Annotated in this window: 22 protein-coding genes; 21 read left to right on the top strand and 1 reads right to left on the bottom strand. The window is 65.7% G+C overall.

The window, feature by feature from the left end; all coding sequences use genetic code 11:
• Positions 1-55 precede the first annotated feature (55 nt).
• The 6 genes from B5F70_RS03385 (at position 56) to nhaA (ending at position 9,063) form a co-directional block, all read left to right on the top strand.
• Entirely contained in the window at positions 56-1,000 is a 945-nt protein-coding gene (locus B5F70_RS03385; RefSeq protein ID WP_087204163.1) for a DUF1177 domain-containing protein, read from the top strand.
• A gap of 152 nt (positions 1,001-1,152) precedes the next feature.
• Positions 1,153-3,810: a UvrD-helicase domain-containing protein gene (locus B5F70_RS03380; RefSeq protein WP_087204162.1), complete on the top strand. Its 2,658-nt coding sequence runs from the start codon at positions 1,153-1,155 to the stop codon at positions 3,808-3,810.
• A gap of 3 nt (positions 3,811-3,813) precedes the next feature.
• On the top strand, positions 3,814-5,145 hold the full coding sequence (brnQ, locus tag B5F70_RS03375; protein ID WP_087204161.1) for a branched-chain amino acid transport system II carrier protein: 1,332 nt from the start codon (positions 3,814-3,816) through the stop codon (positions 5,143-5,145).
• Between the two features lie 216 nt (positions 5,146-5,361).
• Positions 5,362-6,321 (top strand): ROK family protein, encoded by a 960-nt coding sequence (locus B5F70_RS03370; protein ID WP_087204160.1) that lies wholly within the window; start codon positions 5,362-5,364, stop codon positions 6,319-6,321.
• Between the two features lie 127 nt (positions 6,322-6,448).
• Complete coding sequence (locus B5F70_RS03365) at positions 6,449-7,381, top strand: DHHA2 domain-containing protein (protein ID WP_087204159.1); 933 nt, start codon at positions 6,449-6,451, stop codon at positions 7,379-7,381.
• A gap of 236 nt (positions 7,382-7,617) precedes the next feature.
• Positions 7,618-9,063 carry a Na+/H+ antiporter NhaA gene (gene nhaA, locus B5F70_RS03360; RefSeq protein ID WP_087204158.1) on the top strand — a complete coding sequence of 482 codons (1,446 nt, stop codon included), beginning with the start codon at positions 7,618-7,620 and terminating at the stop codon, positions 9,061-9,063.
• Between the two features lie 12 nt (positions 9,064-9,075).
• On the opposite strand, the gene B5F70_RS03355 is transcribed toward nhaA, so the two are convergent.
• Entirely contained in the window at positions 9,076-9,330 is a 255-nt protein-coding gene (locus B5F70_RS03355; protein ID WP_087204157.1) for a hypothetical protein, read from the bottom strand.
• A 423-nt stretch (positions 9,331-9,753) separates the two neighbouring features.
• Between B5F70_RS03355 and B5F70_RS03350 the strand changes: the two genes are divergently transcribed.
• The 15 genes from B5F70_RS03350 to B5F70_RS03280 all read left to right on the top strand — a co-directional run bounded on the left by B5F70_RS03350 (position 9,754) and on the right by B5F70_RS03280 (position 23,394).
• The gene (locus B5F70_RS03350; protein WP_087204283.1) at positions 9,754-11,076 is read left to right on the top strand and encodes an aminotransferase class I/II-fold pyridoxal phosphate-dependent enzyme; all 1,323 of its coding nucleotides are present in this window, start codon (positions 9,754-9,756) and stop codon (positions 11,074-11,076) included.
• Positions 11,073-11,543 (top strand): hypothetical protein, encoded by a 471-nt coding sequence (locus B5F70_RS10590; protein WP_087204156.1) that lies wholly within the window; start codon positions 11,073-11,075, stop codon positions 11,541-11,543. Before B5F70_RS03350 ends, B5F70_RS10590 begins: the two co-directional genes overlap by 4 nt.
• Before the next feature lie 9 nt (positions 11,544-11,552).
• Entirely contained in the window at positions 11,553-12,254 is a 702-nt protein-coding gene (locus B5F70_RS03340; RefSeq protein WP_087204155.1) for a tetratricopeptide repeat protein, read from the top strand.
• A gap of 91 nt (positions 12,255-12,345) precedes the next feature.
• Positions 12,346-12,660: an STAS domain-containing protein gene (locus tag B5F70_RS03335; RefSeq protein ID WP_087204154.1), complete on the top strand. Its 315-nt coding sequence runs from the start codon at positions 12,346-12,348 to the stop codon at positions 12,658-12,660.
• 112 nt (positions 12,661-12,772) lie between these two features.
• Positions 12,773-13,435, top strand: a complete 663-nt coding sequence (locus B5F70_RS03330; RefSeq protein ID WP_087204153.1) for a twin-arginine translocase TatA/TatE family subunit — start codon at positions 12,773-12,775, stop codon at positions 13,433-13,435.
• Entirely contained in the window at positions 13,435-14,214 is a 780-nt protein-coding gene (tatC, locus tag B5F70_RS03325; protein ID WP_204556565.1) for a twin-arginine translocase subunit TatC, read from the top strand. Before B5F70_RS03330 ends, tatC begins: the two co-directional genes overlap by 1 nt.
• 476 nt (positions 14,215-14,690) lie before the next feature.
• Positions 14,691-15,050, top strand: coding sequence for a hydrogenase maturation nickel metallochaperone HypA (locus tag B5F70_RS03320; RefSeq protein WP_241145899.1), 360 nt, complete (start codon positions 14,691-14,693; stop codon positions 15,048-15,050).
• A 75-nt stretch (positions 15,051-15,125) separates the two neighbouring features.
• Positions 15,126-15,806: a hydrogenase nickel incorporation protein HypB gene (gene hypB / locus B5F70_RS03315; RefSeq protein ID WP_087204151.1), complete on the top strand. Its 681-nt coding sequence runs from the start codon at positions 15,126-15,128 to the stop codon at positions 15,804-15,806.
• A gap of 200 nt (positions 15,807-16,006) precedes the next feature.
• A complete protein-coding gene (locus B5F70_RS03310) occupies positions 16,007-16,675 on the top strand; it encodes a helix-turn-helix transcriptional regulator (protein ID WP_087204150.1) in 669 nt (222 codons plus the stop codon).
• 5 nt (positions 16,676-16,680) lie between these two features.
• Positions 16,681-17,664 (top strand): DUF4097 family beta strand repeat-containing protein, encoded by a 984-nt coding sequence (locus B5F70_RS03305; RefSeq protein WP_087204149.1) that lies wholly within the window; start codon positions 16,681-16,683, stop codon positions 17,662-17,664.
• Between the two features lie 131 nt (positions 17,665-17,795).
• Complete coding sequence (locus tag B5F70_RS03300; RefSeq protein ID WP_087204281.1) at positions 17,796-17,987, top strand: hypothetical protein; 192 nt, start codon at positions 17,796-17,798, stop codon at positions 17,985-17,987.
• A gap of 417 nt (positions 17,988-18,404) precedes the next feature.
• Positions 18,405-19,265: an ATP-binding protein gene (locus B5F70_RS03295; protein WP_241145888.1), complete on the top strand. Its 861-nt coding sequence runs from the start codon at positions 18,405-18,407 to the stop codon at positions 19,263-19,265.
• A gap of 226 nt (positions 19,266-19,491) precedes the next feature.
• Positions 19,492-20,487 (top strand): hypothetical protein, encoded by a 996-nt coding sequence (locus B5F70_RS10480; RefSeq protein WP_143753914.1) that lies wholly within the window; start codon positions 19,492-19,494, stop codon positions 20,485-20,487.
• Positions 20,484-22,439 (top strand): AarF/UbiB family protein, encoded by a 1,956-nt coding sequence (locus B5F70_RS03285; RefSeq protein WP_158094920.1) that lies wholly within the window; start codon positions 20,484-20,486, stop codon positions 22,437-22,439. The genes B5F70_RS10480 and B5F70_RS03285 overlap by 4 nt, the downstream gene beginning before the upstream one ends.
• Positions 22,440-22,512: 73 nt before the next feature.
• Complete coding sequence (locus B5F70_RS03280) at positions 22,513-23,394, top strand: FHA domain-containing protein (protein ID WP_158094919.1); 882 nt, start codon at positions 22,513-22,515, stop codon at positions 23,392-23,394.
• The last annotated feature ends 50 nt before the right edge of the window (positions 23,395-23,444 follow it).

Raw genomic sequence — 23,444 nt, 5'->3', positions numbered from 1 at the left:
GCGCGGGCCGGTGCGGTGCGCCGGCCCGCGCCTTTTTCCTCAAGGGGAGGTTTCTGTGCTTATTCGTCAGATGATCGAGATATACGACCTGTTGGATCGTCCGGACGCGAACGGCGCCGCCGTTGCCGACCTGCTTCGCCGGCGGGGTCCGGCGGAGATGAAGGTGCTGACCGAGCGTGTCGAAGGGGCGTCTGGGGGCACGGACTGCATAAAGATCCTCATTCCCGGAAGGGCGGGGGCGATGTCGGGGGGAGACGCCCCGACGCTCGGCGTGGTCGGAAGGCTCGGTGGGGTCGGGGCGCGGCCGGAGGTGGTCGGGGCGGTGTCCGATGGGGACGGCGCCATCGCCGCGTTGACCGCCTGCTTGAAGCTCGTAGAGATGGCGGCGACGGGGGACCGGTTGGAGGGCGATGTCGTGGTCGCCACGCATGTCTGCCCGAACGCCCCCACCGTCCCGCACGACCCTGTGCCGTTTATGGGGTCTCCCATCGATATGGGCGAGATGAACCGCTGGGAGGTCGACGGGCGGATGGATGCGGTTCTCTCGCTGGATGCCACCAAGGGGAACCGTATCGTCAACCGGAACGGCATCGCGATCTCCCCGACGGTGAAGGAGGGGGCGATCCTGCCCGTCTCCCCGGACCTGCTCGATATCATGGCGCGGGTAACGGGCAGAATGCCCTTGGTGTTCGCGCTTTCCCAGTACGACGTGACTCCCTATGGCAACGGCCTCCACCATCTCAACAGCATCGTGCAGCCTTCCTGCGCTACGGAGGCCCCGGTGGTGGGGGTGGCGATCACGACTGAGCAGGCGGTGGCGGGGTGCGCCACCGGGGCATCCCATGGTACGGATATAGAAGAGGCGGCACGCTTCGCCGTCGAGGTCGCAAAAAGCTTCGGACGAGGCGACTGCGCTTTCTTCGACGAGGGACAGTATCGGGAGTTTCTGGATCGCTACGGATCCTTGGGTGCCATGATGACGCCCGGTACGAAAAGATGACCCTCTCGGCGCCTCCCGCTCGGTTGTTCTCGTGAGCGCACGTCGTTTGTCTGCGCGCATCGCTATACTGGTCTGGCCGGAAAGGGGATGGGGCGGGATGCCCCTCCGTTTTTCGGGAGCCCGGCTGCGTTGCCCGTAGAAGGAGTGCCCACATGGCCTATGCCGTTGATATCGATTCGCTCAATCCCGCCCAGCGCGAGGCGGTGCTCACCTGCGAGGGGCCCCTGCTCGTCCTCGCGGGCGCCGGTTCGGGCAAGACCCGCGTGCTCACGTTCCGCATCGCCCATATGATCGCCGACCTTGGCGTCCGCCCGTGGCAGGTTTTGGCCATCACGTTCACCAACAAGGCCGCGGCCGAGATGCGCGAGCGTCTGCAGGCGCTTCTTCCACACGGCACGCGCGGCATGTGGGTCTGTACGTTCCACGCCATGTGCGTGCGCATGTTGCGCGAGGATGCCGACCTTCTGGGATACACAGGCCAGTTCACCATCTACGATGACGACGACTCGCGCCGTATGGTGCGCGACATCATGCAGGCCCTCGACATCGAGCAGAAGAGCTATCCCATCAACATGATCCGGTCCAAGATCAGCGCCGCCAAAAACGCTATGATCGGACCGGACGAGTTCCAAGCGGCGGCGAGCTCCCCGCAGGAGCAGAAGGCCGCGCAGGTCTACCAAGAGCTGGAGCGGCGTCTCCGCGCCGCCAACGCCATGGATTTCGATGACCTGCTCGTGCGGGCGCTCGAGCTCCTTCGCACGCGCCCCGAGGTGCTCGAGCGCTACCAGGAACGCTTCCGCTACATCTCGGTGGACGAGTACCAGGACACCAACCACGTGCAGTACGAGATCGCCAACCTCTTGGCGGCCAAGTACCAAAACCTCATGGTCGTGGGCGACGACGACCAGTCCATTTACAGCTGGCGCGGTGCGGACATCACCAACATCCTCGATTTCGAGAAGGATTTCCCCGAGGCTAAGGTCGTGAAACTCGAGCAGAACTACCGCTCGACGGGCCATATTCTCTCAGCTGCCAACGCCGTGGTGCGCCACAACTCGCGCCGCAAGGACAAGCGCCTCTTCACCGCGGCGGGCGACGGAGAGAAGATCCAAGCCTATCAGGCGAGCGACGAGCGCGACGAGGGCCGTTGGATCGCCGGCGAGATCGAGAAGCTGCACGCCGGCGGCACGAGCTACGACGACATCGCCGTCTTCTACCGCACCAACGCGCAGTCGCGCATCCTCGAAGATATGTTTCTGCGCGCGGGCGTGCCCTACAAGATCGTCGGCGGCACGCGCTTCTTCGACCGTGCCGAGATCCGCGATGTCATGGCCTACCTCAAGATGATCGTCAACCCGGCCGACGAGATGAGCGTCAAGCGCGTCATCAACACGCCGCGCCGCGGCATCGGCTCCACCTCCATCGCCAAGATCGAGGAGCTCGCCCGCGAGAACCGCTGCAGCTTCTTCCAGGCGTGCGAGATCGCCACGGCCGAGACCGGGCGTTTCACCGCCAAGGTGCGCTCCGCCCTCGGTGACTTTGTCTCCATCGTGCGCGAGGGGCGCCGCATGGACGGCGAGCTCCAGCGCGTGGTCGAGGCCATAGTCGACAAGACGGGTCTTATGCAGGCATTGCGGGCCGAGGGCACGGTTGAGGCAGAGGGCCGGCTCGAGAACATTCAGGAATTTTTGGGCGTGGCGGCAGAGTTTGAGGAGAGCCACGACGATATCGAGGGCACGCTCGAGAGCCTGGAGGAGCTCCGTGCCGCCGGGCTGGCCGACGTGCCGGCTGCCGACGCATCGTTGGGGACGGGGTCAAACGATGCATTCGCATCGCCCGCGCTTGCGGGCGCCGAGGTCCCTTCCTCAGCGGCTGCGCAGGACGCCGCCTTGACGGGCGCTCAGGCGGCTCTCGCCCAGCTCATCGCAGGCAACACCATGGCGGCGGCGCCCGTCGCGCGCGAGCAGGCGGCGCAGACCGCTGCCGAGATCGAGCGCACCTACGGCCAGCTCGCCTGTCGCGCCCTGCCCGCGCTCCTCGAGTGGCTGGCGCTGCGCTCCGACCTCGATGCGCTTGCGGGCGAGAGCCACGCCATCACCATGATGACGGTGCACTCCGCCAAGGGTCTGGAGTTCCCCGCGGTGTTCGTTGCCGGTCTGGAAGAGGGCATCTTCCCGCATGTCGCCGGTTTTGCGGCGGCCGACGACCCCGGCAAGCTCGAGGAGGAGCGCCGCCTCGCCTACGTCGCCATCACGCGCGCCCGCAAGCGCCTCTTCCTCACGTATGCCGCCACGCGTCGCACGTACGGATCCACGCAGGCGAACCCCCGCAGCCGCTTCCTCAACGAGATCCCCGATGCGGACATCGAGTTCACGGGTGTGGGCTCGGCCGGATTTGAGGGCACGGGCTGGGAGAAGCGCGGCGATCGCCGCGGTACCTACGGCTCCGGTGTGGGCGAGGACATGTACGGCGGCCGCGTCTTTGGGTCCTACACCCGCTCGACGGGCGGCAGCGTCTCGCGCCATACGGGCATCAGCCCCGATGCGGGGCGTGCGCCGGCGACGTTTGGCAGCGGTGTGCCGCGCCGCCGCACGCAGGCGACCGCTGCGGGCCATGCGGTCGAGCAGCGCCGGCCGGACGCCGCCAAGCGCGCCGAGACCTTTGCCGTGGGCGACAAGGTGAGCCATAAGACGTTTGGCATCGGTACGGTCATTGGCGTGGCGGGCGATATGCTCGAGGTCACCTTTGATAAGAGCGGCCAGACCAAGAAGCTCATGAAGGGGTTTGCCCCCATCGTGAAGGTGGGGTAGACCATGGCCGGCAACGCAAAGGCTCTGAGCCCTAAAGCGACCCTTATGGTGGGCGCGACGCTCTTCTCGATGTTCTTCGGCGCAGGCAACCTCATCCTGCCGCCGTTGCTCGGCGTGCAAGCGGGCACAGCAACGCTCCCCGCAACCATAGGGTTCTTTATCACGGGTGTGGGGCTGCCGGTGCTTGGCATCGTGGCGGTGGCGCTTGCCGGTACGGTGCGCGAGCTCGCTGACCGCGTGCATCCCGTGTTCTCCCGCGTGTTCGTGGCAGCGGTGTATCTTGCCATCGGGCCGTGCCTTGCCATCCCGCGCACCTCGTCCACGGCGTTTGAGATGCTTGCCCCATTGCTGCCCGCCGGTATCTCCGTCGAGGTGGTCCGCCTCGTATTCTCCGTCGCGTTCTTTGCGCTCTCGTTTGCGCTTGCCATGCACCCCGGGCGTCTTACGCGCCTTTTGGGCCGCGTGACGGGACCCGCGCTTATCCTGCTTATCGTTGGCGTGGTTGTGCCATCGCTTGTGTCGCTTGCCACCGGGCAGGTCCAAGTGGCGCCCGCGCCGGTTGCACCCTACGATACCAACGCGGCGGTGCAGGGTTTTCTTACCGGGTACCAGACGATGGATTTGCTCGCCTCGCTCACCTTCGGCCTTGTGATTGCCACAAACATCCGCAACCTCGGCGTGACCGATACGGGCGGCGTCATGCGCGAGGTGTGCCGCGCGGGTGTCATCGCCGGCGTGCTTATGATGGCGATCTACGGCGGTCTTGCGGTGGTGGGTTTTGACCTGTCCGCCGCGCTTGCAGGGGCGACCAACGGTGCCGAGGTCATCACGGCGTCGGCTACGATGCACTACGGAACGCTCGGCACGGCGGTTGTTGCGGCGATTTTTCTGCTTGCATGCCTGAACGTGTGCACGGGGCTCATTAGCTGCTGCGGCACCTATTTTGCCGAGGAGCTGCCCCGCGTGCCCTACCGCGTCTGGGCGATTGGCTTTGCAGCGTTTTCGTGCGTCATCTCCAACTTTGGGCTCGATGCCATTCTTGCCTTTTCCGTTCCGCTCCTAAACGCCCTCTACCCTGTGGCGATTGTCCTCGTCATCGGCGGCATGGCGCACCGCCTCCTCGACGCCTACCCGCTCACGTGGCCCGTGACCGTTGGGCTTGTGGGCGTCTCGAGCGTTGTGGTGAGCCTGCGCGACGCCTTTGCGCCCGGCGTCTGGGTCATCTTCGATGCCCTGCCGTTTGCCGATATGGGGCTCGGCTGGGTTTTGCTCGCCGTTGTGGGAATAGTGCTCGGCGTCTGCCTGTCTGCGCCCGGCAAGATGCGGAGGAGATAAGTAGAGCCCGGTGGCCGCCGGGCTCTCTAGTCGGTAATACCTGCGCCGCTCGCTCCGGTTAACAGCCCCGGGCCTCGCGGGTACCTCTCTAAGTATAGTTGACAGCGTTCACCGGAAACATCTCCCGTTCACACGAGGGCTGTGCCACAATCGGAGACGGCATACCGATGCGGGGTGCCGGATGTGCGGCGCCCTTGGCAGTGAAAGGGGATTCACATGGCGGACGATATCAAGCTCTACATTGGTATCGACGTGGGAGGCACCTCCGTCAAGGAGGGCCTCTTCAACGAGAACGGCGAGCTTCTGGGCAAGATCAGCGTGCCCACGCCGCCGCTTACCGATGAGGCGGGCTTTAACGCGGTTATCTCGGGCATCGACCAGCTCGTTGCCGGCACGGATGCCACGGCGGCCGCGGTCAAGGGCGTCGGCCTCGCTGTGCCCTGCCCGGTTCCCTCCTCTGGCGAGATTACGCTTGCCGCCAACATCGAGATCGATCCGCCCGCACTCAAGGCGGCGCTCGAGGGCCATTGCCCGGAGGCGGCGGTTCGCTACGTCAACGACGCCAACGCTGCTGCGATGGGCGAGCTTTGGCGCGGCAGTGCCCAGGGTCGTGACAGCATGGTCATGGTGACCATCGGCACCGGCCTCGGCGGTGGCGTGGTCGTCAACGGCGACGTCATCGGCGGTGCCTTTGGCGCGGGTGGCGAGATCGGCCACATCACGGTGAACCCCGACGAGACCGAGACCTGCGGATGCGGTCGCCGCGGCTGCCTCGAGCAGTACGCCTCTGCCTCCGGCGTGGTCACCAACTACCTGCGCGCCTGCAAGGCCCACGGCGTCGAGCCGCACGAACTCTCTGGCTCCAGCGATTCCCGCACCGTTTTCCAGCTCTGCCGCGAGGGTGACGAGGTCGCGCTCGAGGCCATGGAGACCATGACCGACTACCTCTCCCTCGGCCTCACGACCATCTCCGCCGTGGTCGACCCAGAGATCTACGTCCTCGGTGGCGGCGCCTCCGCCTCCTCCGACGTGTACCTGGAGACGCTACGCAAGAAGTTTGCCGACCGCGCCTTCAAGGTGAGCAAGGACACGCCCATTGAGGTTGCGACCCTTGGCAACGACGCCGGCATCATCGGTGCGGCTTACGTTGCCCTTCGCGCGAGCCGCGAGGCCTAGTAGCGTCTGTTCATGCGCGGCTTGCGCCTGTGCATATCCGCATCGTTTTTGGCGCCGCCCTGTCCGGGGCGGCGCTTTTCGCTAAGATAGGGATATCTGGCGATACGCATCAGAAAGGGGCTCATCCATGAGCAACGTTCTCGTCTTCGGACATCTCAATCCCGATAACGACGCCATCATGTCGGCGGTCGTTCTCGCCCAGCTCCTGAACCAGGTGAACTACAACGGTGATACCTATGAGGCCCGTCGTCTGGGCCCCCTGCCGGCGGAGACCGCCAAGCTCCTCGCCGACCTCGGCATCGATGAGCCGGCGCTTCTGGAGGAGATCCCCGCCGCCGACGAGCCGCAGCCCGTGGTCCTCACCGACCATAACGAGATCGGCCAGACCGTTGCTGGTATCGAGAACGCTCAGGTTGTGGGCGTGGTCGACCACCATCGCTTTGGCGATTTCACCACCGCCGCGCCGCTCACCATCGTGGCCATGCCCTGGGGCTCGAGCTGCACCATCGTCACCAAGCTCTTCGACGTGCTGGGCCAAAAGCCCACGGATGCCCAGGCGAAGTGCCTGCTCGCGGCCATGATGACCGACACCCTCATGCTGAAGTCGCCCACCACGACCGATGTCGACCGTGCGGTTGCCGCCGCGCTCGGCGAGCAGCTCGGCGTCGACCCCGTCAAGTTTGGCATGGAGGTCTTCCTCTCCCGTCCGTCCGGTTCCTTCACGGCCGAGCAGATGGTCGGCAACGACATCAAGCTCTTCGAGGTCGCCGGCAAGAAGCTCCTCATCGGGCAGTACGAGACGGTCGACAAGTCCCGCGCGCTCGGCATGGTCGACGAGATTCGCGCCGCCATGCGCGCCTATCAGGCCGAGAAGGGTGCCGACGGCATCGTGCTCTGCGTGACCGACATCATGGAGGAGGGCTCGCAGGTGCTGCTCGAGGGCGATACCGTCGCCGCGCAGAAGGGCCTGCGTATCGAGGACGTGCCCGAGGGCGTCTGGTGCCCGGGCGTGCTCTCGCGCAAGAAGCAGGTCGCGGCCCCCATTCTCGCGGCCAACTAACCGGCACGCTCTCAAGCGCAACGGGCCCTGCCTCGAGAAGGCGGGGACCTGTGGATTCCGTCTGGATGCGCCGTGCGTCCGAGGGGGCACAGGGTGCCGGTTGCGCAACAATAGATACGACGCAGAAAGGCGAGGCGCCCCGGGTGCCTCGTCTTTTTTGAAGCGCGGGCCCGTGCCTGCGCGGAGTATCGACCGGCGCGGTAACGCGCGCCCCAGCAGAAAGGCGGCAGCCCGACATGACCAAGCGCCCCGTACGCAAGCATCCCCGCAAGACCGCAAAGGCGGTTGAGCGCAAGGCGATTGCGACGGAGCTCCCGGTCGGCGGGGTGACCGCCCCGGCTTCACTCATCGCGCCCGCCCAGCGCCGCCGTCTGGAGCGCCGCAATGTGCTCGAGCGCATCACGAGCAACGGCACCATCTCCGCCCTCGTGATGATCGTGGCGGCGGTCGTCGCCGTCATCTGCGCCAATACGCCCGCCTACGAGGCGATTCACGCGTTTTTGCAGGAGAGCGTCTCGCTCGTCTTCGGTCCGTGGAGCTTCTCGCTCTCCATCGAGCTGTTTGTGAACGACTTTTTGATGGCCATCTTTTTTTTGCTGGTGGGCATCGAGCTCAAGTACGAGATGACGGTGGGAGAGCTTCGCCAGCCGCGCCAGGCCATGCTGCCCATGCTCGCCGCGGTGGGGGGCGTGGTGGTGCCCGCGTGCATCTACGGCTTTGTGAACCGGGGCGGTGCGGTGTACGGCTGGGCCATCCCCATGGCGACCGATATCGCCTTCGCCCTCGGCGTGCTGTCGCTGCTCGGCAACCGGGTGCCGCCGGCGCTCAAGGTGTTCTTCTCCACCCTCGCCATCGCCGACGACCTGCTCGCCATCGCGGCCATCGCGCTTTTCTACGGGCACGCGCCCAACCTGTTCTGGTTGGGGTGCGCCGCGGCGGTGACGGCGGCGCTCGTGGTGCTCAACCGCTGGCGCCGCTTCCGCCTGGCGCCGTATCTGGCGCTGGGCCTTGTGCTGTGGTTCTGCCTCTTCCAGTCGGGCGTGCACGCCACGCTTGCGGGCGTGATCTTGGCGTTTACGATTCCGGCGCGCTCGGACATCGTCGCCTCCGAGCTCGTCGGCTGGCTGGGCTCCAAGCTCCCCGAGCTCGACGACCGCTTTGACGACGAGGTCCACATCCTCGGTCAGCACGATTTCACCCGCGCCGCTCGCGGCGTCGAACGCGTCATGCACCGTGTCACGCCGCCGCTGCAGCGCCTCGAGCATTACATTTCCACGCCGGTCAACTTTCTCATCCTGCCCATCTTCGCCTTTGTGAACGCGCAGGTGCGCCTCGTGGGCGTCGACCCGCTGTCCCTTGTGTTCGACCCGGTGGCCATCGGGGTGTATCTGGGCATGCTCCTCGGCAAGCCCATTGGCATCGCGGGTATGACGGCGCTTCTGGTCAAGACGCGCATCGCGCACCTTCCGACCGGCGTGAGCATGCGGCATATCGTGGGCGTGGGCATCCTCGGCGGCATCGGCTTTACGATGTCGATTCTTATCGCGGGCCTCGCCTTCACACAGATCCCGGCGGAGCTCTTGGCGGCAAAGACGGCGATTCTGGCCGGTTCCGCCTCGGCGGCGCTCGTGGGTCTGCTGTACATGCACGTTGCGTGCGGTGCGCGACGGGCGAAAAGCTAGCGGTTCTCCGCGCTACTCCACGGTCCCGTAGGCCGCGCCCCATCCGTGTGCGGCGAGCGCCGAGTTGAGCTGATCGCAGAGGCGCTGGCGGCCGTAGCGGCCGGGCGGCAGGAGGCTGACCACCTCGAGCAGGTCGGCATCGAGATCCGCGAGCTCCGCCTGCACGATGACGTCGAGGCGCTCGACGGCGTCGCGGCCGGTGTAAAGGTTGTCCACGAGGCGCTGGAGGTCGCCGAAAGCCTCGGTTTGAAGATTCTGGAACGTCATGGTGCTCCTCGGTGGGTCGGATCGGCAGGTGAACGCGGCCGCTTATGGGGCGGCCGCGTCCTATCTTACCCCGCGGCGCCGATGCGGGGCGCGCTCGCTCGGCCGGAGCGGGTCGTTGCGGGCCGGGCTGCCGACCCGTGGACAAAAGCCGCCGCGGTTTTTGTCCATGGGGGGGGGTTAATTAAAGGACGCCACCGCCTCTCCGGGACCGCGGAGCGCGCGTTCGTGCACAGATTATGTTCGTTTCTGCTGATATCGTTGCGACATCCCACCGCGGGAAGCCCGTTCGGTCAGCCGGTCGGCCCTGCCGCTATACTTGTGCAGATTGACTTTTTGACCCGTGCCTCCGGGGCGCGGGCCCGGGCGGCTGCAGGGCCGTCCCGGCGGCGCCGAGCGTCGCCCCAAACGGTGGGAGGCATGTGCATGCAGACAGATTACGAGAAAACCGAGGCGGAGCTCACGCGCAACGTGTACGAGCGCATGGGTGATGACGAGCTCGCCCGAGCCATCGAGTCCCTCAAAGCTGAGGTGGAGGAGGTCAAGGCTCAGGGCCTCAAGCTCGATATGGCGCGCGGCAAGCCGAGCCCGGCCCAGGTTGACATCTCGCGTCCCATGCTCGACCTCTTGACGAGCGACGCCGACCTCACCGACGAGGGCATCGATTGCTCCAACTACGGTTGCTTCGAGGGGATCCCCTCGGCCCGCCGTCTTGCGGGCGCCTTCCTCGGCGTTCCGGCCGACCAGACGATCGTGCTCGGGTCCTCGAGCCTGAACATCATGCAGTCCGTCCTCATCCATTACTGGGAGAAGGGCGTGCCCGGTCATACCCCCTGGTATAAGCTGCCGCGCATCAAGTGGCTCTGCCCGAGCCCCGGTTACGATCGTCATTTTGGCCTTACGCAGGACCTCGGCATCGAGAACATCCCGGTGCGCATGACCGACGAGGGGCCGGATATGGACCAGGTCGAGTACCTGTGCGCCTCGGACGACTCCATCAAGGGCATGTTCTGCGTGCCTAAGTACTCCAACCCCACGGGCATCACGTACTCCGACGAGACGGTCCGTCGCCTCGCCGTCATGAAGGCCGCGCCGGACTTCCGCATCGTGTGGGACAACGCCTACGCCGTGCACGATCTCTTTGACGAGGGCGACCAGCTCCTGAACATCCACGACGTGGCGCGCGAGGTGGGCAACGAGGACCGCATCCTCGAGGTGGCCTCTACCTCCAAGATCACGTTCCCGGGCGCCGGTATCGCCTTCTTTGGCTCGAGCGCCGCAAACGTCGAGGAGGTCGCCCGCACGCTGCAGGTGGGTCTCATCTCGGCCAACAAGCTGAACCAGCTCATGCACGCACGCTTCCTGCCGGATCTGGATGCGGTCAAGGCTCACATGGCCAAGCATGCGGAATTCCTGCGTCCGCGCTTCGCCGCGGTGGAGGAGAAGCTTACCGAGGGCCTCGGCGGCCTCGGTTGCGCGCGCTGGACGCATCCGCGCGGCGGCTACTTCGTCTCGTTCGATGGCCCGCGCGGCTCGGCCAAGCGCATCTGGCAGCTTTGCGCCGACATGGGTGTCACGCTCACGCCGGCGGGCGCCACGTGGCCGGGCGGCAACGATCCGGACGATACCAACCTGCGCATCGCGCCGACCTATCCCTCGGTTGACGAGCTCAAGGCTGCACTCGATGTGCTGGTGCTCGCGACAAAGCTGGTGAGCGCCGAGCTCGCCCAAGAGGAGCGTGCCGCATGACGAAGCGTGCGTTTGACGACTTTTTTGATGACGAGCTCGCGCTCGAGGAGGAGGCCGAGGGCAAGGTAGCGGCAGAGGACGTCTCCGCCGCCGCGCCTGGTGCCGAGACGGCTGCCGCGACCGGAGACACCGCCGGCGACGAGGGTGCCGCCCCCGCCTCCGATGCGTCCGCCGCCGGTGCAACCGCCGCGACCGAGGCCGCCGTCTCCGCCTCCGATGCGCCCGCGCGCCAGGCGCCGCCGTTCTGGATGGTGCTCGTCATCACGGCGATCGCGCTTTTGCTCGGCGTCATCATCGGCTACCTGCTCGGCTCCTCGGCCGCCATGAGCTCGCTTGCGAGCGCGCAGGCGGACGCCGCCGCCCAGCAGACGGCCGATGCGGCGGGCGACGACGCGTCCTACGCGCTGCCCGAGGGCCATCCGCAGGTCGAGGTCGATACCGACGGCACGGCCCACGTTGCCGAGTAGGGAGGAACCGTGGCTTTTAACGCGCAGCAGACCTCTCGCGTCCGCGCAATCGTCCTCATGGTGGCGCTCGTGGTCGTTGCAGCGGTCGCCCTGTTTGTGGTGACGGGCGGGTTTGCGCCGGCAGGCACGGCGGGCTCGCGGGGCAGCGCCGCGACGGGCGAGGCGACCGGTGCCGAGGCCGCGGGCGACGATGCCAGCGCTGCCGACGCCATGGAGACGGTCGACGCCCAGTACGGCACGGCGGCGCAGTCGCTGCTCGCCCAGCTCGAGCAGGACCCGAGCAACCCCACGGCCCTTCTCAACGTGGCAAACGGCTACTTCGACTGGGGCGTGGCGGCGCTCAACCACGCGACCGACGACGATGACCGTGCGCACGCGACGGAGCTCCTCGAGCAGGCCATCGGCTACTACGACGAGTATCTGGCCGATAACGCCGGCGCCAAGTCCGCTCTCGTCGACCGCGCGATCTGCGTCTTCTACACGGGCGACCACGCGAGTGCCATCGCCGCGCTGGAGGACCTCACCCAAAACGTCGACCCCGGGTTTGCCCCCGCGTGGGCCAACCTCGGCATGTTCTACGAGAACGACGGGCGCACCGATGACGCGCGCCAAGCCTACGAGACCGCCATCGAGGCGGCGGGCGATGCAGACGCGTACGGCGTGCGCGACTACGCCCAGGACCGACTCGACGCGCTCAACGGTACGTCATAACTCTTACGGTCCGCACCGCGTAAACGCAGCGCGGCGCGGGCCTTACCGCAGTGTCTTGAACCAGGGCATCCGCCCCACAGATTGGAGCGATATGGAACTCACCATCACCACCAACCCCACCCCCGAGCAGTACACCATCTGCGTGACCGGCGAGGTGGACATCTCCAACGCTGACAAGCTGCGCGCTGCGATTGACTTCGCGCTCGAGCAGCCCACCGAGGAGGTGCGCCTCGACCTTGCCGACGTCGCCTACATCGACTCGACCGGTATCGGCGTGCTCGTGGGCGCCGCGCACCATGCGGCCGATCACGGCAAGTGCTTCAGCGCCGTCAACGCTCAGCCGGGCGTGATGCGCGTGGCGCAGCTGCTCGGCGTCGACCAGGAGATTTCCATCACGGCTCTGTAAGCGCTCCGAGCCGCCTGTTTCGCCGTGCGCGGGCAGGCGGTATACTTAATCGGTTATGCCTCGACCGGTGCGAACCGGCTAAGGCGCGATGGCAACACCCAGGAGGTAACCTGTGAGTATCGGTGGTACCGAGCTGCTCATCATCGTAATCTTCGGCTTTCTGCTCTTCGGGCCGGACAAGCTGCCCCAGATGGGCCGCACGCTCGGTCGCGCCCTCCGGCAGTTCCGCGAGACCCAGCAGCGCATGACGTCGGTCGTGCAGTCCGAGGTGATCGACCCCATGGCGGCGACCATCAACGCGAACGCGCAGGCCTCGCCGCAGGCTACCGCTGCCCACGCAGACGACGCGGATGCAGACGCCGAGGGCACCGCCGACGCCGCGCCGGCGCCTCGCAAGGAGACGTTTGCCGAGCGTCGCGCGCGCCTCGCCGCCGAGAAGGCCGCTGCCGAGAAGGCGGCTCGCGGTGACGCCGAGGATGCGGCCGGGGATGAGCCCGAGGATGAGCGCGAGGCCGCGTCTGCCGAGCCGGTTTCCACCGAGGAGGCCCCTGCTGCGACCGCTGGGAGCGAGACCGTAGAGGCTGCCGTGTCCGAGCCTGCCGAGGAGGCCGTCGACGCCGCCGCCGAGGCCGCGCGCGCCACGGCCGACCTGTACGCCCGCCGACCGCGCAAGCACGCCGCCGCTGCGGCAGACGCCGCCGACGCCCCGGCCGCTCCCGCTTCTGCTGAGGCATCCGCCACGGATGTCGCCGCCTCGGAAGGAGGTGAGCGGTAATGCCCATCGGACCCGCGCGCATGCCGCTTATGGATCACTTGGGCGAGTTGCGCCGCCGCCTCACTATCGTGGTGGTGACGCTCGTGGTCACCACGCTCGTCATGTACTTTGCATCCTCTACGGTCATCGATCTGCTCACCGATCCCATCAAACCGTTTGTGGGCGACCAGTTCTACATCGGTTCGGCGCTCGGCGGCTTTACCACGCGCTTCACCATCGGCTTCCGCACGGCGCTCGTGATGTGCTCGCCTATGATCGTGTGGCAGGTGCTCGCCTTCTTCCTGCCGGCGCTCAAGCCCAATGAGCGCAAATGGGTCGTGCCGACGGTGCTCGCCGCGACGGCGCTCTTCTTTGTGGGCATGATCTTCTGCTACTTCTTCATTGTGCCGCCGGCGTTCGAGTGGCTCACGAGCGAGGTCGCGGCCATCGCCAACCCCCTCGCCATGCTCGACGATTACATCGGCACCGAGATGCTGCTCATGATCGGCTTCGGCGTGGCCTTCGAGCTGCCGCTCATCGTCTTTTACCTCGCCGTCTTCCATATCGTGCCCTACGCCTCGTTCCGCGCGTCCTGGCGCGTGATCTACGTGGTGCTCGCGGTGGTCGCCGCCTGCATCACGCCCGATGCGAGCCCGGTCACGATGCTTCTCATGTTCGCGGTGCTCATCTCGCTCTACGAGATCGCGCTCGCGGTCACGCGCTTCGCCATCGTGGCGCGCGAGGGCAAGGCGGGCCTCAAGAAGCGCAGCGTGAGCCTGTTTGCAGACGACGACGAATAGCGCGCGCTCCTCGACGACGAGAACATAACGCGAACCCGCAAGCGCCCTTCGGGGCGCTTTTGCGTTACGGGGATCTTGGTGCGTACATTGCAAGGCATTTTGCCGAACCCCTCCGTACATAATCCCGCGCCATGAACCCGGAAATGTGCTGTAGGAGCATAATCCTACCGCCCGGTGCATAGCACGGAAAAATGTACAGGCAGCTACCTGCGTTTTCCCCAGTCGCGCATTTGCGGGTTCATCGACGGGTTCATTGCCGCGAGAAATGAACACCCAGGCGGGACAAAACACGCCGCCATGAACCCGGAAATGCGCGATGGAGCGCGGCGGCGCACGGTGACGGGGCGGCCCTGCGCGCACGACGCACCTGCGGCGAACGGGTAAGATATGGGGGCGAATCGCATTACCCCGCAAGGGCGGCGGACAAGATCTCCCGTCCCCGCTGCAGGGGAGAAAGGACGGCTTCCGTGCACGAGATGAGTATCGTGAGCGGCATTTTGGAGAATGTGACCGAGGTCGCGCGCCGCGCCGGCGCCTCGCGCCTCTGCCAAGTAAACCTTCGCATCGGCGTCATGCGCGAGGTGGTGCCCGAGGCCATGGACCTCGCATGGGAGGTCCTCTGCGAGGAGGACCCGCTCACGGACGGCTGCAAGCTCACGGTGGAGGACGTGTATCCCGAGAGCGTGTGCAACGCGTGCGGTGAGCGATTCACCCACGACCGCTTCCACCTGCGCTGCCCCGTGTGCGGGAGCGCCGATACGCGCCTCATCCACGGTCGCGAGCTCGATATCATCTCCATCGAGGTCGAGCATCCCGACGAGCCCAGCCAACCGTAACGGCGCCGCATCGCCCTCTCCAACAGGCGGGCATCACCCCGTCCAGCCAGCTGCAACCGTAAAGGAGTATGACCGATGTCCTCCGAGACCCTCACCATCGAAAGCCCCATCTTGAACCGCAACGAGCGCTTGGCCGCCGAGCTGCGCGAGCGTTTTCGTGCGGCGGGCGTCTACGTGATCAACGTGCTCTCGAGCCCGGGTTCCGGCAAGACCTCCACGATTCTCGCGACCGACGCGCGCCTGCGCGAGCGTGGTCTGCGCCCGGCGGTGATCGAGGGCGACATCGCCTCGGACGTGGACGCCCAGACCATGAAGGAGGCGGGCATCCCCGCGGTGCAGATCAACACGGGCGGTCTCTGCCACCTCGAGGGCAACATGATCGGGCAGGCGGTTGACGCGCTCGACCAAGGCGTGGGGCTCGCCAACATCGACGTCATCTTTATCGAGAACGTGGGGAACCTCGTGTGCCCCGTGGACTTCGATCTGGGCGAGAACCTCGCCGTCATGATTCTCTCGGTCCCCGAGGGCGACGACAAGCCCGTCAAGTATCCGGGCATCTTCCAGCATGCGGGCGCGCAGCTGCTCAATAAGGTGGACGTGGCACCGGCGTTCGATTTCGACATGGCGGCCTACCATGCGGTGCTCGACGACCTCAATCCCACCGCACCGCGCTTCGCTGTGAGCGCGCGCACCGGCGAGGGGATGGACGCGTGGTGCGCATGGCTGGCCAACGAGATCGAGGCGGCCCGCGCCTAGCGCGCCCGCGCGAGGGCGCGCCCCTTCCATTTTGGCGGCAAGCGCCTGTCCAGCACCGCAAAAGGCCTCATCAGGGCTCCCGCAACCGATGGTTGCGGAAATTCTTACCAGAGTAGGTGGCCTCTCTTGCGCTGTTTCCGTAGATTGAGGCTAACGGATCCGCGTGTGCACCAGTCGTAGAACAGCAGAAGGGATGCAGCATGAACGTGCAGATAGCTCAGCGCTTGGCCGAGCTCCGGCGCGCCAAGGGATACAGCCAAGAGTCGCTTGCACGGGAGCTGGGGCTCTCGCGGCAGGCGGTGAGCAAATGGGAGCGGGCAGAGAGCTCGCCCGATACCGAGAACCTCATCGCGCTTGCGCGCCTCTACGGGGTGAGCCTGGACGAGCTGTTGAGCGTCGACGCCGATATAGCGGACGACATCGCGTTTGAGAACGCCGAGCGCGCCGACAAGATCGCCGCGGACGATGCGGCCCGCGCGGCAGACCGCGAGACCGCGGCGCAGGCAGCGGCTGCAGCGGCCCAGGCGAGTCGGGCTGCGGCGCAGGCGGCGGAGGCTGCGGCGCGCGCGAGCAGCCAGGCGACACGGGTGAGCGAGTCGGCGGCAGAGGCGCATCGGCGCGGCGCGTGGCGGTCGTTCCCGTATGCGACGTTCACCGTCATCCTCTTCTTTGTGTTCGGATTCTTCTTCCATGCGTGGGCGACGGCGTGGCTCATCTTCCTCACCGTGCCGATCTACCGCTGGGTGGCGAGCATCTTGGACGGTGCCGCGGCGCGCGCCCGCGGTGAGCGCGTGGCCGACGGTGGGGTGGCGACGCCGACCCCGCCGTGCGTCGACGATATCGATGGCGCCGACGAAGAGGGGAGGTAGGGGCAATGGCGATGAAGAGCGGTCGGCGTCCCGAGGCGCCGCAGGTACCGGCGACCACCGGCGGGCGCCGCTTCGGTCTCACCCGCAGCGAGGCTATCAAGGTCGGAATCGGCGTCACCCTCATGGCGGCGCTCGTACTCGGCGCGGTGCTGCCCTCGTGCACCTCTGCGGTGTTCGGTAGCGTGCTCCGCGTCATTCCCGGCATATCGTTCAACCTCGGTTCGTGGAGCCTCAATCCGGGTAACCCCACGACCCTCTCCGAGCCCATCGATACCACGAACGCATATAGCACCGACGAGGTGACCGATCTGCGCGTAACATGGCGCGGCGGCACGGTGCGCATCGTGCCCACCGAGGGCGCGGAGGTCGTGGTGCGCGAGGAAGTCGCGGCGGGCGATTATCGGATGGACCCCACGCAGGCGACGTTTGAGCTCAACGGCGGTACGCTCGCCATCGCGGACGGTCTGCCTGAGTCGGATAACGGCTACGACTATCCGGACATGCGCCTTACCACCGAGGTTCCGGTGCGCGAGAGCTGGAAGCTCCGCAACGTGAGCATTCAGAGCACCTCTTCGGCGCTCGACCTCGGCGGCCTTGCCTGCGCCGCGCTCGATGTCGACACCGTGAGCTCCGGCCTGGTGGTTGCGGACCTTGCGGCCGAGCGGGCCGAGCTTGCGACGGTGAGCGGCAACGTCAAGCTGGTGGGCAGCGTGTCGGCAGATCTTGCCGTCGATACCGTGTCGGGCGTGCAGGACCTCGCGCTTACGGGAGCTCTGCCGCCGCAGGTGTCCTGCGATACCGTGAGCGGCGACGTATCGCTTCAGATGCCGGCGGACGCCGGTGCCACGGTGGGGGTTTCGAGCATCTCGGGCGGGTTCACGAGCGACCGGCCAGCGAGCGCGCAGTCGGGTGATACCTATGTCTACGGCGACGGCGCATCGCGCATCACCATCAACACCGTGAGCGGCAACATGCGCGTGCTCGCGTAAGCGAGCGGCACGCCGGCGAGAAGCCGGGGGAGTGCGGGCACATACGTGGGGACGGGTACGGCATACGTGGGGACGGGTACAAATTATGCAACTTATGCATTTGATAGCATGCGCCTAAAGGGGTGATGGGTGTGGACGAGCGGATTACCATCGATGTAGAGCGCTTGCGTGATGCCTTGGTTAACGAGACGGGGCCGGCGGCGTTTGCGGGCTCGCCTTGGGCTATCGTCGACGTGGCGGCGCTGGAGGACGCCAGCCCCTTGGATCTCATCCGCGAGGCCGAGCGCCGCGGATGGGACCTCCGGCGCTTCGCGGTCGGCTGACGGCGGTCGCCGACTTTTTCACAAAACCTCGACGCATTCCGCAGGCGCACTGCGCAGAAGAGATTGCCCTTATTACCTGCGCCAACGTAAAAGAGCAAAAAATAAAAAAAAGAGCAAAAGAAAAAAACGACGTGACCGTTGCTGCTACGATGGAATGCAGAAACGCAGAAGGAGGACGTAGTGCGCAACGAAAACCCGTTCACCCCAACCTTCGGAAGGATGCCCGCAGTGCTTGCCGGTCGGCAAGAGCTTATCAGCGAGCTAGAGACGGCGCTGAAGTCTCACGGCTCCGACCCTAACCTCTGCAGCCTCTTTACGGGAGCCCGCGGTGTAGGCAAAACGGTTCTGCTCTCCTATCTTGCGTCTCGCGCAGAATCGTTCGGATGGATTTCGGCGAACGTTACGGCACGGCCGGGGATGCTCGAGGACATTATCGAGCGCGCAACGGAGGCGGCCGATGCCTTTGTCGATCGTCCCGCAGATCGCAGGCTCACTTCAATCTCCGTATCAAAACTGTTTGGAATGGCGTGGGAGTATCGCGATCCGGCTTCGGGCAATTGGCGCACGAGGATGAACAAGCTCTTAGACGTTCTCGCGGAGCATCAGATTGGCCTGCTCATTACGGTCGACGAGGTTGACCCTGGTCTTGACGAACTCGTAGACTTTGCCGCGACGTTTCAGCACTTTGTGCGGGAGAGCCGTGATGTCGCGCTGTGTATGGCGGGGTTGCCGTCGCGCGTTTCCGCCTTGCTCTCCGATAAATCGGCGTCGTTTTTGCGCCGTGCTGCGCAGCATCAGCTGGGACGCATCGCCGACCATGATGTACGAGATGCGTTTCGCGAGACCCTTGAGGAGGCGGGGCGGCGCGTCGAGGACGAGGCGCTCGATATCGCCGTGGCTGCGGCGGATGGCTTCGCCTATATGGTACAGCTCGTCGGCTTCCGGTCGTGGGCGGCGATGGGGGAGGCCGAGGTTATGACTTCCGAGCATGCGCGGCGCGGTGCAGAGCTGGCGCGGCAGGACTTCATCAACGGTGTGGTCAAAAAGACCTGCCAGGAGCTCTCCGACGGCGATATGGCGTTTTTAGAGGCGATGCTTGCCGATGAAGGGCGTCCGAGTTCGGTCGCCGATGTTGCCGCACGCATGGGCAAGAACACCAACTACGCGCGCGTGTACCGCACGCGCCTGCTCGAACAGGGCGTCATCGATGCTCCCCGACGGGGATACGTTACGTTTGAGATGCCCCTTCTGCGCGCGTATCTCTCCGAGGAGTTGTAGACACGTCCGCACGAGCGGAAGAGCGGGGGGGGGGGCGACTCGCTGTTGGCAAGTCAGCCATCCACTTCGAGGGCACAAGCGGCCCGTTTGCCTGACTAAGAATGGTAGGGCATCCCTCGTGGTGATGGATGCCGTCGTCGAGCGCGTTGACTCCTGCTTGACTCGTTCCTTTGCTGGTATGATGGGTGGCGCATGATGGGGAGTTTCGGGGTGGGGGCTAAGAGTCGTGAGACGTTTTGCTGCATGGCTGGGCGAGCGCGTCCGACGCGCTCAAGGCGGCGAAACCGCTGCTGCCGTGACGCCACGCGGGCACCGGGTGCGCCGCGGGTCGGTGCCCTCTGCCTTAATCGGCCTGGTGACGTTCTCCTTCGTGTTGGTGGTTATCAGCGCCGCCGCTTATACCATCTCACTCCCTGCTCTCATTTCCGCCACGCGCAGCGATATCTCAGACAGTTTCTTTTCTGCGCTGGTAAATGCGTTGGTGCGCGATGCATCGGGGGATGAATCCGCGGAGAGCGCTCAAGGTGCAGGGGACGGTGCCTCAACTGCCGGGACTCAAGATTCAGCTACGGGGCAGCAGGGTACCTCGCGTGCCCCCGTCACTATCGGTGGCGTCTCTATCGACGGGCTGATCTCTGACATCACTACCGGTGCGTCCGATGCCGGAGGAGACAGCGGCACCAATGATTCGCCCAATCAGCCAAGCGGAGACCCGGGGGAGACTGATCCGGTCGATCCTGCGCCAGATCCTGAGCCAGAACCCGCACCGGGTATCGATCCCGAGGTCGAGCAGCAGATTTACGAGTATCTGCTTGCCCGGGCGCAGTCTATCGAGGGGTATGTGGGCGAGGTTAACGCGTGCGTGACGTCGTTTAACCAAAATTGCATGGCTCCGCTCGACACGCGTCTTGCGTGCCTGCGTGAATGCGAGTGGCTCTATCAGCGACTGTATGGCGAGTTTGCCGACATGCTCAACAACCAGCTGACAATCCCGGCGAGCAAAAGCCGTTATAAAGATGCGTACGTCGATCTCATTGCCATGTACCGCTGCCTGTTCTCGTACTTGAGCACCATCGGCAGCGCTTGGACCGCCAACGTTGCGTTTGAGAACCCCGCGGAGCACGTTGACGAATTCATGGCGCCTATACGGGCCGACATGGTAAACGGCGAGAATAAGTACTACACCGAGTTCAAATCCTATGCCGAGGGGTTTGTGCTGTGAGGGACGTATCGACAGATCAACTGGCGAGCCCGAGATCGGATGCGTCGGTTCCCGCCGCGCTCGGTGCGGGCGCGCGCTTGCGCGTGGTGCACCTTGAGGGTTTTGAGGAGCCCGTGGTGCTGAAAGACGACGAGCGCGCGGCGTATCGCCAGAGATTCGCGACGCTCTTCGTGGACGAGGAGCGTACAAGGCGCGGCGGCTTGGGGAGTGTCGCGTGGGCTTGCAACGCGTGGGGCGAGACGTACGCGGTAAAGACGATGATTGAGCCGGCATACGGTGAGCAGGAGGAGGATGATGCTCGCCACCTGCGCCGCGAGCAGGCCTGCGCCGCCTTCCGTGCCGAGTACGATGCGCACCGCGCGCTCAACGGGTTCAAGGGGTTTCCGCGCCTCTATGGTTACGGTTTGATCGACGGTGCGCCCGCCATGCTGATGGAGTGGATCGAGGGGGTTACTCTCGAGCAGGTGCGTGACGAGCTGGCGGTCGACGACGCGTCACGTCTGGCCCCGCTTACGGCTGCACGTATCGGGCGCGACCTCTTTGAGGTGCTGGGCCGTCTCGAGCTTGTGGGTGACGGTTTCGTGCACCGCGACATTTCGCCGGCGAACATCATGGTGCGCACGGCGCATCGCTCTTTGCGCAAGCAAAATGAGGAGGGGTCGTTCGAGATCTGCCTCATCGACTTCGGTTCGGCCGCGGCGCTCGCGCCGGCTCGGGCAGGTTCGTTCACGCGCGCCGCGCGCGTGGTGCGCCATGCCACGGCTGCCTATGCGCCACCCGAGATGCTTTCTGATGACTTGCCGCACCTCGAGCGCTTACGCGCGTCGGCGGCGATTGACGTGTATGCTGCGGCAAGCGTCCTGTTTGAGCTGGTCGATGGCCACACGCCCTTCGACCTCGATGCCGACGACTTGTCTGGCGCCTCTCCGTATCGTGTAAAGGTGGACACCGCTCCGCGTCGTCTCGTGTCTGCGCATGAGGCGGATGCGGATATGGCGTCGCTTTTGGTTCGCGAGCCCGACGTGGCGGTCGCTGCCGGACGCGTAGCGCGCGATCTTGCCTTGGACCCCGATGCGGTAGAGCTTCGGCGGGCTCTCATGCTTGTGGACAACCAACTGACAGAGCTGGTGACGCCGTGTCTCGCCTCGGCTCAGGCGAAGCGCCCCCGCGCACAGGCGGTGCATGATGGACTCGAGTCCTTCTGCGCCAACTACGTCGTGAACATCGAGCGCGCCCTTACCGGCGAGCGTCTGCTGCCCTGCACGGATCGCGCTTCCTGGTTTGCATCGACGTCGCCCTATGCGATCAACCGTCTTGTGTTCACCATGGGGAGGGCGGCGTCGTATGCGGTGCTCGTTGCGGTGGCGCTCATCACGGCGCTCGTGCTCGACGGTGCCTCCGCTGCATGGGAGATGGGGCCGTTTGCATGGGAGGGGCATCTCTCGTTCCCCGTTGTGGCTGCGCTCCTTATCGCTCCGGCGGTGTCGGGCGCCTGGGCTGCGCGAGACGATGCCGGTACGCTGCGGGGTTTTATCCACGGTAGCGTTGCGCTGGCACTTGCTGCCCTGGTGGTGCTTACCGCCGCCGGCCCGCTTACGCTCGGAGCGTCATCGCAGGCGGGAGGCGCGCTCGTGGCGGTCTTCGCGGCATGTGCTGCAGGTTGGTGCCCCTTGGTTCTGGATTATGCGATGACGGTGGTGCCCGCCCTCATTGCCGAGGCGCGCCGAGCATTGCCGGCGGGGGAGCGTGGTGCCGTTGGCGTGGCAGGTGGGGCAAGCGCGATCGCTGAATCGTCGGCGGAGAGGCTGGCATCGGGCTCTTCGGATACCGCGGGCGATTGCGAGACGAAGGCGGTACGAGATGAAGTCCCGTCCGGAGATGTGAACCTCGCCGCGTGGGCGGACGACCAGGAGAAGGGTGATGCGGGCGATGGCACCTCTGACCTTACATGAACCGACGCCGTGCGGGGCTTTGTTCGATATCTTAAAGCGTCATGGGGGCATCAGCCATCGCGACTTGGCGAGCATGATCCTGTCAGAACGTCAGCTATCAGACGGCAGGAGCGCCCTGAGCCGTGCCTCAGATCGGTCGTGGGTGTCGCATTTTGTGGTGCATGCGCCGGTCGGCTCGCTCCAGCCGGGCTATTTCCGCGATTGGGGCGTCGCCGCCCAGCGGGTTATGGGGCGCCTGCGTGCCAGAAGCGGCCGCCGTATGACCAATGAGAAGATCATCGGCATGGTGTGCGGCGAGCAGGGGATGGCGATGGAGCGCGCGCTTGCCGCATGCCGTCAGGATGTGCGGCTGTATCGCAATGCGCTGACGCGCCTGACCACCGGCAAGGGATATACCACGGGTGAACGCGCCGAGGCCGTACTGGTGCTGTTCGTGGCAGTGGGCTGCTCTGCCAACGTCCCCGCTGCCGTTGCGTACACCATGGATTACGTTACCGCCACCATGGGCGGTCGTATGGGGACGCCGGAAGCGGGCGTCTTGATGGCGGACGTGGCGACAGGCGATGCGGAGGCCGCGCTGACGAGGCCCCTGGGACTCATCCGCGTTGAGGGCGGTTACTTGGCGGGGGCGCCCCATTGGGTGGATCCTGCTTCCACCGGGGCGGAGATTGGCATTTTGGCGCTCGGCGCGCAGGATATCACCGACGTAGAGGCCGATGTGTCCGAGCACCATGCGGCGGTGCGCTGGGACGGTGTGGATTCGTGTTGGAAGGTGCGCGATTTGGGCTCAACCAACGGGACCGCGGTAGTCAGCGCTTTGACGGGGGAGGAGCACCCCCTTGCGCCCGGCGAGGAATGCGCGCTGACGCCCGGTGACGAGCTGCGGCTGGGCTCCCAAACGGTATTTGCCGCCATCGAGGGCGTCCCTGGCGTGCTGGACGAAGCGTGGTCGTGATGACGCCCAACGAGTGCCGCCCTGCTCGTACTGCTGAGGGCTCCGGTGGG

The sequence above is a fragment of the Collinsella sp. An268 genome (assembly GCF_002159765.1).
Lineage (GTDB): Bacteria > Actinomycetota > Coriobacteriia > Coriobacteriales > Coriobacteriaceae > Coprousia.
Note: the sequence above shows the minus strand (reverse complement) of the source record. Positions and strands in the feature narration are given on the sequence as shown.